Annotated in this window: 13 protein-coding genes and 1 tRNA gene; 12 read left to right on the forward strand and 2 right to left on the reverse strand. The window is 33.9% G+C overall.

Annotation, left to right across the window (positions count from 1 at the left end):
• Positions 1 to 3 precede the first annotated feature (3 nt).
• The 6 genes from IEV84_RS06300 to IEV84_RS06325 all read left to right on the forward strand — a co-directional run bounded on the left by IEV84_RS06300 (position 4) and on the right by IEV84_RS06325 (position 4,488).
• Positions 4 to 87 (forward strand) — tRNA-Tyr (locus IEV84_RS06300).
• Positions 88 to 226: 139 nt separating this feature from the next.
• Positions 227 to 1,177, forward strand: coding sequence for an isopenicillin N synthase family dioxygenase (locus IEV84_RS06305; protein ID WP_188493444.1), 951 nt, complete (start codon positions 227 to 229; stop codon positions 1,175 to 1,177).
• Positions 1,178 to 1,277: 100 nt separating this feature from the next.
• A complete protein-coding gene (locus tag IEV84_RS06310) occupies positions 1,278 to 1,610 on the forward strand; it encodes a translation initiation factor (RefSeq protein WP_188493445.1) in 333 nt (110 codons plus the stop codon).
• Between the two features lie 114 nt (positions 1,611 to 1,724).
• Positions 1,725 to 2,591, forward strand: a complete 867-nt coding sequence (locus IEV84_RS06315) for a nucleoside phosphorylase (protein WP_188493446.1) — start codon at positions 1,725 to 1,727, stop codon at positions 2,589 to 2,591.
• Positions 2,592 to 2,683: 92 nt separating this feature from the next.
• Positions 2,684 to 3,535: a substrate-binding domain-containing protein gene (locus IEV84_RS06320; protein WP_188493447.1), complete on the forward strand. Its 852-nt coding sequence runs from the start codon at positions 2,684 to 2,686 to the stop codon at positions 3,533 to 3,535.
• 20 nt (positions 3,536 to 3,555) lie between these two features.
• Entirely contained in the window at positions 3,556 to 4,488 is a 933-nt protein-coding gene (locus tag IEV84_RS06325) for a transglutaminase-like domain-containing protein (protein ID WP_188493448.1), read from the forward strand.
• 38 nt (positions 4,489 to 4,526) lie between these two features.
• Here the strand turns inward: IEV84_RS06325 and IEV84_RS06330 are convergent, their stop codons facing one another.
• Positions 4,527 to 5,702: a proline dehydrogenase family protein gene (locus tag IEV84_RS06330; protein ID WP_188493449.1), complete on the reverse strand. Its 1,176-nt coding sequence runs from the start codon at positions 5,700 to 5,702 to the stop codon at positions 4,527 to 4,529.
• Between the two features lie 91 nt (positions 5,703 to 5,793).
• Between IEV84_RS06330 and aroB the strand changes: the two genes are divergently transcribed.
• The 6 genes from aroB (at position 5,794) to IEV84_RS06360 (ending at position 12,706) form a co-directional block, all read left to right on the forward strand.
• A complete protein-coding gene (gene aroB, locus IEV84_RS06335) occupies positions 5,794 to 6,861 on the forward strand; it encodes a 3-dehydroquinate synthase (RefSeq protein ID WP_188493450.1) in 1,068 nt (355 codons plus the stop codon).
• Between the two features lie 293 nt (positions 6,862 to 7,154).
• Positions 7,155 to 8,549, forward strand: coding sequence for a type III PLP-dependent enzyme domain-containing protein (locus IEV84_RS06340; RefSeq protein WP_188493451.1), 1,395 nt, complete (start codon positions 7,155 to 7,157; stop codon positions 8,547 to 8,549).
• A 106-nt stretch (positions 8,550 to 8,655) separates the two neighbouring features.
• Complete coding sequence (locus IEV84_RS06345) at positions 8,656 to 9,627, forward strand: deoxyhypusine synthase family protein (protein WP_071185726.1); 972 nt, start codon at positions 8,656 to 8,658, stop codon at positions 9,625 to 9,627.
• Between the two features lie 10 nt (positions 9,628 to 9,637).
• On the forward strand, positions 9,638 to 10,039 hold the full coding sequence (locus IEV84_RS06350; protein ID WP_188493452.1) for a DNA primase: 402 nt from the start codon (positions 9,638 to 9,640) through the stop codon (positions 10,037 to 10,039).
• Between the two features lie 69 nt (positions 10,040 to 10,108).
• On the forward strand, positions 10,109 to 12,223 hold the full coding sequence (gene recQ / locus IEV84_RS06355; RefSeq protein WP_188493453.1) for a DNA helicase RecQ: 2,115 nt from the start codon (positions 10,109 to 10,111) through the stop codon (positions 12,221 to 12,223).
• 102 nt (positions 12,224 to 12,325) lie between these two features.
• Positions 12,326 to 12,706 carry a DNA-deoxyinosine glycosylase gene (locus IEV84_RS06360; protein WP_229732626.1) on the forward strand — a complete coding sequence of 127 codons (381 nt, stop codon included), beginning with the start codon at positions 12,326 to 12,328 and terminating at the stop codon, positions 12,704 to 12,706.
• A 96-nt stretch (positions 12,707 to 12,802) separates the two neighbouring features.
• Here IEV84_RS06360 and IEV84_RS06365 read toward each other — a convergent pair whose 3' ends face one another.
• Positions 12,803 to 13,318 (reverse strand): DinB family protein, encoded by a 516-nt coding sequence (locus IEV84_RS06365; RefSeq protein WP_188493454.1) that lies wholly within the window; start codon positions 13,316 to 13,318, stop codon positions 12,803 to 12,805.
• Position 13,319 lies beyond the last annotated feature (1 nt).

Genomic DNA, 13,319 nt, shown 5'->3' on the forward strand with positions numbered 1-13,319 from the left:
TTCGGGGAGATACTCAAGCGGCCAACGAGGGCAGACTGTAAATCTGCTGTGAAAACTTCGCAGGTTCGAATCCTGCTCTCCCCACCAAAAACGCTTCAAGAAATTGAAGCGTTTTTTTTATCTCTAATTTCCACCCAACTGTTTTGTTTTAAAATTGGATTAAATACATTTGCAAGGATAACTTAGAATTCCTTACTACTTATTACATCACATAAAATAGTACAATATGCAAAACATCCCCAGTGTTGATTTACGTGACTTCCTTTCAAATAATCCTGACCGCAAACAAAAGTTTGTGAACGAAATTGGAAATGCTTTTGAAGATATAGGTTTCGTAGCCTTAAAAGGACATTTTTTAGATCAGCAATTGGTTGAAGAATTGTATAGCGAAATCAGACAATTTTTCAGTTTACCACTAGAAATTAAAAAAAGCTATGAAAATCCTGAACTGGGAGGTCAAAGAGGCTATGTTTCTTTTGGTAAAGAACATGCTAAAGGTAGAAAAGAAGGCGATTTAAAAGAGTTTTGGCATTTTGGACAATATGTATCCGCAGATTCAAAATACGCCTCAGAATATCCTGAAAACGTCACCGTAAAAGAATTGCCTCGTTTTAATGAAATTGGGAAGCAAGCGTATCAAATGCTTGAAAAAACAGGAATCTATGTTTTGCGGGCATTAGCTTTGCGTTTAGGACTGGACGAATTTTATTTTGATAACTATGCCAAAGAAGGAAATTCCATCTTGCGTCCGATACACTACCCTCCCATCACATCTGAACCGGAAAATGCGATTCGTGCAGCCGCTCACGGAGACATCAACCTGATAACACTTTTAATGGGTGCTCAGGGCAAAGGACTTCAGGTTCAAAATCACAACGGCGAATGGATTGATGCCATTGCCGAACCGGATGAATTGGTAATTAATGTTGGTGATATGTTATCGCGCCACACCAATAACCGATTAAAATCAACCATTCATCAGGTGGTTAATCCACCAAGAGAATTGTGGGGAACTTCACGTTATTCGATTCCCTTTTTCATGCATCCGGTGAGTGATATGCCGCTAAATTGTTTAGAAAATTGTATCGATAGCGAAAACCCAAAACAATTTGAAGATATTACAGCAGGAGATTTTCTATATGAACGATTAGTGGATTTAGGATTGATTAAAAAATAACCCAAAATAAATTCCAAAATTAAAATTCCAAATTCCAATCATTCGTTTTTGGAATTTGGAATTTAAAAAAATTGATTTTTATTTTTTAGCATAAAAATTTATGGACTTACAAGACCAATTAAAAAACTTATTTCCAGACCACGTTCCCAGCAACGAACCGGAAGAAACCGAAGAAACAGCCCACGAATTATTCGTTCAAAAAGAACCTATGATTTGTAAATTCGAAAAAAGAAAAGGAAAAGTAACTACTATCATCGAAGGTTACGAAGGTAATGATGAGGATTTTAAAATTCTCGCCAAAGAAATCAAAACAAAATTAAGTGTGGGCGGAAGTTTCAAAGACGGAGCCATTATTATCCAAGGAGATTATCGTGACAAAATCATGAAAATTTTACAGGAAAAAGGCTTTAAGACCAAGCGTGTTGGAGGTTAAGAAAATTCAATCCCGATAGCTATCGGGAAAATTCCAAATTCCAATTTTAGCTTTGGAATTTGGAATTTCAAAAAATTGGAATTTATTTTTTACAAATCTTACCTACTTAAAAGAATGATAGCAGCATCAGAATTAATTCTCAATCCCGACGGAAGTATTTATCACCTGAATTTAAAACCCGAACATATAGCCCGGGACATCATTTTTGTGGGAGACCAGGATCGGGTTGAAAAAGTAACGGCTTATTTTGATTCCATCGAATGTACCATTCAAAAAAGAGAATTCAAAACCCAAACCGGAACTTACAAAGGCAAAAGAATTACCGTGATTTCTACCGGAATTGGTCCTGATAATATTGATATTGTTTTGAATGAACTGGATGCTTTGGTAAATATCGATTTCGAAACCAGAAAAATCAAAGAAAAACTCACTTCTTTAAATATTATTCGAATAGGAACTTCCGGTTCGCTTCAAGCCAATATTCCGGTTGACAGTTTTGTTATGAGTCAGTATGCTATTGGTTTAGATAATATGCTTCGCTCCTATTGCATTGATTCCGTCTCAAATCCTAAAATAGAAACTGCTTTTATCGAGCAAACCAATTGGGATTTGCAAAAAGGAAAACCTTATGTGGTTCGCTCTGGTGAAACTTTAGAAAAACAATTCAATTCAACAGCAATTCATAAAGGATTTACCGCTACAGCCGGAGGTTTTTATGGTCCTCAAGGGAGAATTTTACGTTTGAATATTCAGGATACTGATTTGAATCGAAAAATGGATCAGTTTGAATATAAAGGCCTCCAAATAACTAATCTCGAAATGGAAACGGCTGCTATTTATGGACTTTCAGCACTTTTAGGTCATCAAGCCATTTCGCTAAACGCTATTATTGCCAATCGTGCCAATGGAACATTTAGTAAAAATCCTTATCAAACGATTGATAATTTAATTCGTTATACTTTGCAGAAATTGTGTTTATAATTAACATCAAGAAGGAACACAGATTTAAGAAATTAGAAAAATTTAAGTAATTTCATAGATTTCTTAAATCTGTGTCAAAAAACAAATAAATTATGAAAACAATACAAATAGCAGGAGTACCGGAGCACTTTAATTTACCTTGGTATTTAAGCCTTGAAAATAAAGAGTTTGAAACACAGAATATCGATTTGCAATGGACTGATGTTCCGGAAGGAACCGGCAAAATGTGCCAGATGCTGCGTGATGATAAAACCGATATCGCTGTTATTCTATCTGAAGGTATTGTAAAAGATATTGTTGCCGGAAATCCATCAAAAATTGTTCAGGTTTATGTAGAATCTCCTTTAATATGGGGAATTCACGTAGCGTCAAAATCCAATTATAAATCTTTAGCTGATATTGAAAACACTAAGGCTGCTATTTCCCGTTTGGGTTCAGGTTCACAATTAATGGCTTATGTAAATGCGAATAATCAGGGTTGGAAAACTGACAATCTTCAATTTGAAATTGTAAATACCATCGATGGTGCTGTTGAAGCTTTAACCAATGGTTCAGCCGATTATTTTATGTGGGAACGCTTTATGACTAAACCACTTGTTGACAATGGTACTTTTAGAAAAATTGCTGACTGCCCCACTCCCTGGCCTTGTTTTGTAATTGCTGTACGGGATGAAATCATAGAAAAAGAACCGGAAATCATTTCAGAAATCTTAAAAATCATCAATACAAAGACCGCTTCATTTAAAACAATTCCTAATATTGACACTGTTTTAGCCCAAAGATACCATCAAAAAACAGAAGATATACAAGAATGGCTGTCATTAACCGAGTGGTCACAACAACAATTAAGTAAGGAAATGTTAAACAATATTCAAAATCAGTTATTGGAACTTAAAATTATTGATAAAATAGGTACTTTTGATGAAATAGTTAAAACAGTATAGTTTTTCCTTTTTTGCCCGGCATGATAGACTTTAAAAATCTTACTCTTCAAAACATAAAGCAAAAACTTCAGCTCAAGAAACCCTGGGATGAAGTTATTATTTTTGTTTTGAATATTTTGATTAGTATTCCGGCTTTTATAATTGCGCATCAAAACTTAATTGAACTAAACTGGATACTAAACTTAGACCGCATTATATTGTTTCTTTTTATTTTAATAGCTACTCAGTTGATTTTAAGACTGCTTAGAACTATTATTATTATTTGTATCATTCTTTATCTTATGGTACTTTTTTACGGAACGGTATCAGGAAATTATGGTTTTCAAAGTGTTTACGAAGATTATGATTCCATGATATATACTATGTCCGACAATCCCAATCCACAGGATATTATTATTTCAAAACTGTTGCCTTTTCCAAATAAATCTAAAATTCTTAGTGCTATTGAATACCAAAATCCAAAGGTTCGAAATTTTGCTGTTATGGCAATTAATAAAAATTTCAAAAACCTAAAAGGCTATACTGATTATCGCACCCTTATCCAATGTTTTGCTGTATTCAAAGAAATCAACAGCCGCTGGAATTATGTCAGCGATCCTAAAGACGGGGATTATATTGCCACAGCCAGTGAATCTCTGAATTATTTATCCGGCGATTGCGACGATCATTCTGTTTTAATGGCTGCCTGTGTGCGGGCTATTGGCGGAACTCCAAGATTAATCCACACCAAAGGACATATTTATCCCGAAATTCTTATTGGAAGCATGAAAGATTTGGAAACAGCCAATTATTTAATAAAAAACATTTTGTTTCCAAAGGAAAGTTACGGTAAACAACTCCACTATCACATTGACGAGCGCAACCAAATCTGGCTCAATCTCGATTATACAGCTAAATACCCGGGAGGGCCATTTATGTCTGAAGAAATTCTGGGAGCTCTTACTTTAAATTAGAAACGAATTGGAGGATGTATTTCTTCCGGAACTCAATATCAACGATGTGATTTCTTTCTGCGTTGTCGTTCTTCTATAATCATTTCCAGTTCGCGACTGGTTTGTCCTGTAACCGCCGTATTCTCCTGAGCACGCCGAATTAAATAAGGAACCACTTCTTTTACCGGTCCAAAAGGAACGTATTTTGCAACATTATAGCCATTAGCAGCTAAATTGAAACTCATCGTATCACTCATGCCGTACAACTGTCCAAACCAAATTTTGGGATTATTATTAGTAATCTTTTTTTGTTGCATTAATTCCATTAAATAATAAGCACTCGTTTCGTTATGCGTTCCCGCAAAAAGCAAAAAAGTATCTAAATTATCGGTAATATATTGTAATGCGGCATCGTAATTTTTATCCGTTTCCTGCTTACTGGCGCAAATAGGCGATGGATAACCATTTTCTTCAGCTCGCTCATTTTCCTTTTCCATATAAGCACCGCGAACTAATTTGATTCCAATAAAAAAACCTTCCGATTGGGCTTTTTGATGGATTTCTTTCAAATAATTCATTCGGTCCCGGCGGTACATTTGCAAAGTATTACAAACAATTATTTTTTCTTTATTGTATTTCTGCATCATTTCAAAAATCAAATTATCAGCAGCAGTTTGCATCCAGCTCTCTTCGGCATCTATCATTACCGTTACATTTTTTTGATGTGCTATTTGGCAAACTTTATCAAAACGAGCCACAATATCAGCCCATTCTTTTTGTTCCTCAGCATTTATAGCTTGCTGTTTTTCTATTTTTTCATACAAATCAATACGTCCAAAACTGGATGGTTTGAAAACGGCGAAAGGAATTGCTTGACGTTCTTTAGCAAATTCAATGATTTTGAGTGTTTTTTGAAGTGCATTTTCAAATTCAGTTTCAACAGCTTTTCCTTCAACAGCATAATCCAAAACAGTAGAAACTCCTTTGGCAAAAATAGTATCAACTACTTTAAGACAATCTTCTTCGTTGATTCCCCCACAAAACTGATCAAAGATGGTTTTCCGAATTAAATTTTCTACCGGAAGATGCAATTTCAAAGCCAGATTGATAAATCCGGTTCCAATTTTCACCAATGGTTTAAAATTCATCATTTTAAAAAGCAAATAAGATGTATTTAAATCGGTGTTACTTTTTAAAGCAAAAGCAATTTCTGTGTCATCGAATATTTTTTTCATTTTTTTCGCTATTTAAAACAAATATAGCCAGAGTTATGAATATTAATTACTAGAAATTACCTTATTTTGCATTTCAAATTAATAAATACAGATGCAAACAATTCAAGCCAATAGCTACCCAATCTATTTTAACGAAAAAGGATACGAAGCTTTAAATCTTCATCTAAGCCAAAATAAATATTCTAATATATTCATTCTTGTAGATAGTAACACCAATGAGTTTTGTTTACCTAAATTATTGCCTTATATCGAAACCGATTTGAATGTTGAAATTGTAGAATTTGAAGCCGGCGAAGAAAACAAAAACATCGAAACCTGCGTTGAAATTTGGAAAGTACTTACTGAGCTTGGAGGCGACAGAAAAAGTCTTGTAATCAATCTTGGCGGTGGTGTAGTTACTGATCTTGGTGGTTTTGTAGCTTCAACTTTCAAAAGAGGTGTTGATTTTATCCATATCCCAACTACGTTGCTTTCTATGGTAGATGCTTCTGTAGGCGGAAAAAACGGTGTGGATTTAGGAAATTTAAAAAACCAAATTGGTGTTATCAATGTGCCAAATATGGTTCTTATTGACACAAAATATTTAGAAACAGTTCCTCAAAACGAAATGCGTTCCGGTCTTGCCGAAATGTTGAAACATGGTCTAATCTACGATAAAAAATACTGGGAAGAATTTCTGGATATTTCAACTATTGATTTTGATGCTCTTGACCAATTGATTTACAGATCAGTGGAGATCAAGAACGAAATTGTGAAACAGGATCCTACGGAGAAAAACATTAGAAAAGCGCTGAATTTCGGACATACTCTTGGGCATGCCATTGAAGGTTATTTTCTTGAAAGCGAAACTAAAACTACTTTACTTCACGGTGAGGCCATTGCTGTGGGAATGATTCTTGAAAGCTATATTTCTTTAAAGAAAGGATTAATTTCACAGGAAGAATACATCCAAATTAAAGCGGTATTAAAATCTATTTATGAAGATATTCTTTTTGAAGAAGCAGATATAGAACCTATTTTAGAACTATTAATTCATGACAAAAAGAATGAATACGGAAGCATCCAATTTGCATTAATTGAAGGCATCGGAAAGATTAAAATCAATCAAGCTGTTGAGAATGAATTAATTCTTGAAGCCTTTGAAGACTACAAATCTTAACTATTTTTTTTATAAAAAAGGATTGCATCACTTATATTTTATTTTTTACATTTGCCGCAATGAAAAAAGATCAAAAACAAAGAAATTACAACTCAAATCAGAGCGTTAACAATAGTTCTTTATTAGGAATATTGAAACGTTTTAATTTAGTGATTAGTCCATTTAGTTTTGACCTTTTTCAATACTTAAAAGTTGAGAACGAAAAGTTGCAAATTATATATGCAAACATTAGAGTTTGAATTACAGTTTAATTTCTATCATTAATCTGTAAAACAACAAAACTCTAAAAAGCAATGAATACAAAATATTCTGATCTAATCAATCAAACCTATTATTTCCCTCAGGAAGAATTCAAACTCAACAAAGACAACCTTTTATTTCACAATATCGATTTGATGAAATTGGTTGAAAAATATGGTACTCCGTTAAAATTTACTTATTTACCTCAAATTTCAAACAACATCAGCAAAGCCAAAAGCTGGTTTCGTAAAGCGATGGAAAAAAATAAGTATGAGGGAAAATACTATTACTGTTATTGTACAAAAAGTTCTCATTTTGAGTTTGTTATGAACGAAGCTTTCAAAAACAATATTCATGTTGAAACTTCTTCTGCATTTGACATTAATATTGTTGAGAATCTTTTAGAAAACGGTAAAATCAACAAAAGCACTTATATTCTTTGTAATGGTTTCAAAAGAGACCAATACATTACCAATATTGCCCGATTAATTAATAACGGACACAAAAACACCATTCCAATTATTGATAACTACGAAGAATTAGACTTACTTCAGTCAGAAATCAAAGGGAAATTCAAAATTGGAATCCGTATTGCCGCTGAGGAAGAACCTAAATTCGAATTCTATACGTCAAGACTGGGAATTGGTTACAAAAACATTGTTTCTTTTTACAAAAAACAAATCCAGGAAAACGATAAATTAGAGTTGAAAATGCTTCACTTCTTTATCAATACCGGGATCAACGATACCGCTTATTACTGGAACGAATTGGTAAAATGTATCAAAGTATATATTGCTCTTAAAAAAGAATGTCCTACTTTGGACGGTTTGAATATCGGAGGAGGATTCCCTATAAAAAACTCTTTGGCTTTTGAATACGATTACCAATATATGATTGACGAAATCATAAATCAAATCAAAATTGCCTGTGATGAAGCTGAAGTGGATGTTCCTCATATTTTTACCGAATTTGGATCTTTTACGGTAGGTGAAAGCGGAGGAGCGATTTATCAGGTTCTTTATCAAAAGCAACAAAACGACAGGGAAAAATGGAATATGATTGACTCATCTTTCATCACTACATTACCTGATACCTGGGCAATAAACAAGCGTTTTATCATGTTAGCCGTAAACCGCTGGAACGACACCTACGAAAGAGTTCTTTTAGGAGGTTTAACTTGTGATAGTGATGACTATTACAACTCTGAGCAAAACATGAACGCCATTTATTTACCAAAATACAACAAAGAAAAACCACTTTATATTGGATTTTTTAATACAGGTGCCTATCAGGAAACCATTGGTGGATACGGCGGATTACACCACTGTTTAATACCACAACCTAAGCATATTCTGATTGACAGAGATGAAAATGGTATTTTAGCTACAGAAGTATTTTCGGAGCAGCAAACCTCTGAAGACGTATTGAAAATATTAGGCTACAAATAAAAAATAATTAACAAAACACACAATTAGTAAATTTATAATTTCATTATATTTGAGCCAATTTAGATTCAGATACACCTAAATTTACAAAATATTTAAACCCCTTAAAATGAGTAAAGGACCAATCAGTCAGTTTATTGAAAAGCATTATTTACATTTCAATTCTGCTTCTTTAGTTGATGCCGCAAAAGCTTACGAACAACAATTAGCCAATGGCGCTAAAATGATGGTAAGTATGGCCGGAGCAATGAGTACCGCAGAAATTGGAAAAATCTTCGCCGAAATTATACGCCAGGACAAAGTTCAGATTATTTCTTGCACAGGAGCAAATCTTGAAGAAGACATCATGAACCTAGTGGCTCATTCTCACTACGAAAGAGTTCCTAACTACCGTGATTTAACACCTGAAGACGAATGGGCTTTATTAGAAAGAGGACTAAACCGTGTAACTGATACTTGTATTCCTGAACACGAAGCTTTCCGTAGATTACAAAAACATATCTACAAAATCTGGAAGGATGCAGATGATAAAGGCGAGCGTTATTTTCCACATGAATTCATGTATAAAATGTTACTTTCTGGTGTTCTTGAAGAATATTACGAAATTGACTTAAAAGATAGCTGGATGTATGCTGCAGCTGAGAAAAATTTACCTATTATTGTTCCTGGATGGGAAGACAGTACTATGGGGAATATTTTTGCTTCTTACGTTATTAAAGGAGAATTGAAAGCATCTACTATGAAATCAGGTATTGAATACATGACTTTCTTAGCGGATTGGTATCCAAAAAATAGTGAAAATGGTATTGGATTTTTCCAAATTGGTGGTGGTATCGCAGGAGACTTCCCTATTTGTGTAGTTCCAATGTTGTACCAGGATATGGAAATGCACAACATTCCGTTCTGGAGTTATTTCTGCCAAATATCTGATTCTACAACCAGTTATGGTTCGTATTCAGGAGCAGTTCCAAACGAGAAAATTACCTGGGGTAAGTTAGATATTACCACTCCTAAGTTTATTATTGAATCAGATGCTACCATTGTAGCACCATTAATTTTTGCTTATTTATTAGATTTATAATACCATTTTTATGAGAAGAATTATTGTTGAGTACGCTAAACTGACAAACGAAATTTTGAACTTATTAGTTGAGAAATTTCCTGATGGATATGACGACGAAGATATTATTCGTTTCAAAAATGCTAAAAACGAATTGATAGAAGCTGTTGAAGTTCGCACTGAAGATACTATCTATTTAGTAAAAGTAAGTACTAAACTTGCAGACAGAATCGAAAATTTTGACGAAGATGATGATATCGACGATGATATCGAACCAATTGCGCCAATGAAAGGTTTGGATTTGGATGACGACATGAGTGATGACGATGACGAAGATGACAATGTTGATAAACCTGAATTAGACGACGATGATGAAGATGGTGACGACAAAGACATTGCCGATGATGACGATGACGAAGACGATGAAGATTAATTCTTAAAAACATAAAAAAGGAACTCAGAAAAAGAGTTCCTTTTTTTAATTTAAACCAATACCTCAAAAATGATTCCTTCTCAAATATTGCACAATACACTTAAAGAAAATTTTGGTTTTGAAAAATTCAGAAGTAATCAGGAAGAAATTATTAATACCATATTAAAAGGCAATGATACTTTAGCCATTATGCCTACAGGTGGCGGAAAATCTATTTGTTTTCAATTACCTGCCCTGTTGCTGCCGGGAATTACTATAGTGATTTCTCCGTTAATCGCCTTAATGAAAGATCAGGTAGATAGTTTAAAAGCTAACGGAATTACAGCCTGTTTTATCAATAGTACTCAAACAGAAATCGAACAGCAACAACATATTGAAAACTTAAAAAACAATAAAACAAAACTGGTTTACATAGCTCCGGAAAGTTTATCTTACTTAGACAATGCTTTTAGCATACTCAATATAAGTTTAATTGCTATTGATGAAGCCCATTGTATTTCGTCATGGGGGCATGACTTTAGACCTGCTTACACCAATTTAGGTTATCTCAAAAACCGCTTCCCTTCTACTCCAGTTTTAGCTTTAACTGCCACTGCCGATAAAGCTACACGTCAGGATATTAGCAATCAGTTAAACTTAAGAAATCCGTCTGTTTTCATTTCTTCTTTTGATCGAAAAAACCTGAGTTTAGAAGTTCGTCCCGCTTTAGACAGAGTGAAACAAATCATTGATTTTATCGAATCAAAACCTAACGATTCCGGTATTATTTATTGCCTGAGCCGAAAAACCACCGAAGAACTTGCTGAAAAACTTCACAAAGCCGGAATCGCGGCTAAAGCTTATCATGCTGGTTTAGATGCCGAACTTCGTTCTAAAACTCAGGATGAATTTATAAATGACGAATGCCAAGTGGTTTGTGCGACAATTGCATTCGGAATGGGAATTGATAAATCCAATGTTCGCTGGGTAATTCATTACAATTTACCCAAAAACATCGAAGGCTATTATCAGGAAATTGGTCGTGCCGGCCGTGACGGATTGACTTCTGAAACAATTTTGTTCGAAAGTTATGGCGATTTGATTCAGTTGCAAAAATTTGCTTCTCAGGGACAAAATGCCGAAATACAATTGTCGAAACTCGAACGAATGAAACAATATGCCGATGCGCTAAGTTGCCGCAGAAAAATATTGCTTTCTTACTTTGGCGAAATTGTAACCGAGAATTGTGGCAATTGCGATATTTGCAAAAATCCTCCCGCCTTTTTTGACGGCACCATAATTGCACAAAAAGCACTTTCGGCAATTATCCGCCTGAAAGAATCTGAACCGTTGCCTGTAATTGTTGATTTTTTACGTGGTTCTAAAAATGCTTATATCTATGAAAAAGAATATCAAAATTTAAAAACCTATGGTGTAGGTATCGAAACTTCCTGGCAAGACTGGAATCAATACCTTATTCAATTAATCAATTTGGGGTATTGCGAAATTGCTTTTCACCAACAAAACAAAATCAAACTTACGCCTCTGGCGAAAAAAGTTTTATTTGAAGGCGAAAAAGTCCAACTTAATACTATTCAAAAAGCGAATACCGATAAAACAGTCAGTAAAGAAATTAAAGAAAAAGTAGTTAGTAATTCACTTTTTGAAAGTTTACGAAAATTGCGTTATGAAATTGCAAAACAGGAGGAAGTTCCAGCTTATGTCATTTTTAGTGATGCCGCTTTACGCCAAATGGAAATCAATCGACCTATGAGCGAAGAAGAGCTGATTGCAATTGATGGTGTTGGAAAAGTCAAATTAGAAAAATACGGCGATGCTTTTATCAAAGCTATTATTGCTTTTCAAAAAGACAAAAAAGTCAAGACAAAAAAAGAATCCAGCACTTATAAAGAAACTTTAGCTTTGTATCAGGAAGGCTTAACCGCTGATGAAATTGCTGAAAAAAGAAAATTAGGACTTAGTACGATACTATCTCATTTTGCCAAATTATATTTAGACGGAGCTTCAATTGATTTATATCAATTTGTTTCAAATAAAGAAGTTACACAAATTAAAGAAGCCAAAATTAAATTAAAGAAACCAACAGCTTTGAAACCGTATTTTGATTATTTTGGAGAAAAAATGGCTTACGAAAAAATCAGACTGGCTTTAGCGATTATCGAAAAAGAAGAAAATAATAATTAATATTGTTTGTCAAATCGAGCGTAGTCGAGATTCTTTATTAACATAAAACAGGTTTCGACTGCGCTCAACCAGACTATCAAAAATGTTCTAACTTTAAAATCTATGATTTATTCTTTTCCTCCTTTTGTCAACGCCAAAACCGAAATCCTAATTCTGGGTACCATGCCTGGAATTGCTTCATTGGAAAAACAGGAATATTATGCGCATCCACGCAATCATTTCTGGAAAATCATTTATACTTTATTTGATGAATTACCGGTTGCTACTGTTTTCGAAGAAAAAATAAAAGTATTACAAGAAAATAAAATTGGAATTTGGGATGTTCTTGAAAATTGCGAACGAAAAGGAAGTTTAGACATTCATATTAAAAATCATAAACCTAATGATTTTGAAAGCTTATTGAAACAATTTCCAAATATTAAAAAATTCTATTCAACGGAAAAGAAAGCCATCGTTATTTCATTAAAAATTTCGGACAAATAAAAGGCATTACTTATTATGTAATGCCTTCTACCAGTCCTGCTAATACAATGTCTTTTGAAAACAAGCTGAAAATCTGGTCAGCTGCTTTCTGGTAATTTATAAATATCTTTCCTGAAAAACCTTTTGATGGTGTTTTTGGTGTCCAATGATAATAAAACCAATGGCTCGTACTGAAATTTCATTATTTGAAGCTATACCAATTCTTTTTAATTGTTCTTCTGAAAAACTCTTAAAAAGCGCCAAAGTACTTTGACGAACAATTGACAATTCAGTCAACAAGCTTTGTAAATGTCTGTCATTAGCATTGGTATTCGCTACATAATCATTTTCATCAAATCCCGGTAATGGCGTTTTATCATTTCTTGAAATTCGCAAAGCGCGATAAGCAAAAACACGTTCCGTATCAATGATATGCTGAATAATTTCTTTGATTGTCCATTTGCCTTCGGCATAGCGATAATCAAATTTATCCATTGGAATATCCTGAACAAAACGAATAAAATCATGAAGACTTATTTCTAAGTCTTCATATAAATCTCCGTCTTCTGCTGCTTTTATATAAGTAGCATTAAATAAGGAATATTCGTTATCCGGGATTTCAGTTGCTTTCATA

The organism is Flavobacterium palustre, from assembly GCF_014639535.1.
Taxonomy (GTDB): Bacteria; Bacteroidota; Bacteroidia; order Flavobacteriales; family Flavobacteriaceae; genus Flavobacterium; species Flavobacterium palustre.

Excerpts from the sequence above, each read along its gene's own strand:
- IEV84_RS06310 (WP_188493445.1), top strand. The coding sequence starts at position 1,278 with ATGGACTTACAAGACCAATTAAAAAACTTATTTCCAGACCACGTTCCC.
- IEV84_RS06365 (WP_188493454.1), bottom strand. The coding sequence starts at position 13,318 with ATGAAAGCAACTGAAATCCCGGATAACGAATATTCCTTATTTAATGCT.
- IEV84_RS06360 (WP_229732626.1), top strand. The coding sequence starts at position 12,326 with ATGATTTATTCTTTTCCTCCTTTTGTCAACGCCAAAACCGAAATCCTA.
- recQ (WP_188493453.1), top strand. The coding sequence starts at position 10,109 with ATGATTCCTTCTCAAATATTGCACAATACACTTAAAGAAAATTTTGGT.
- IEV84_RS06325 (WP_188493448.1), top strand. The coding sequence starts at position 3,556 with ATGATAGACTTTAAAAATCTTACTCTTCAAAACATAAAGCAAAAACTT.
- IEV84_RS06345 (WP_071185726.1), top strand. The coding sequence starts at position 8,656 with ATGAGTAAAGGACCAATCAGTCAGTTTATTGAAAAGCATTATTTACAT.
- IEV84_RS06340 (WP_188493451.1), top strand. The coding sequence starts at position 7,155 with ATGAATACAAAATATTCTGATCTAATCAATCAAACCTATTATTTCCCT.
- IEV84_RS06330 (WP_188493449.1), bottom strand. The coding sequence starts at position 5,702 with ATGAAAAAAATATTCGATGACACAGAAATTGCTTTTGCTTTAAAAAGT.
- IEV84_RS06305 (WP_188493444.1), top strand. The coding sequence starts at position 227 with ATGCAAAACATCCCCAGTGTTGATTTACGTGACTTCCTTTCAAATAAT.
- IEV84_RS06315 (WP_188493446.1), top strand. The coding sequence starts at position 1,725 with ATGATAGCAGCATCAGAATTAATTCTCAATCCCGACGGAAGTATTTAT.
- IEV84_RS06350 (WP_188493452.1), top strand. The coding sequence starts at position 9,638 with ATGAGAAGAATTATTGTTGAGTACGCTAAACTGACAAACGAAATTTTG.
- aroB (WP_188493450.1), top strand. The coding sequence starts at position 5,794 with ATGCAAACAATTCAAGCCAATAGCTACCCAATCTATTTTAACGAAAAA.
- IEV84_RS06320 (WP_188493447.1), top strand. The coding sequence starts at position 2,684 with ATGAAAACAATACAAATAGCAGGAGTACCGGAGCACTTTAATTTACCT.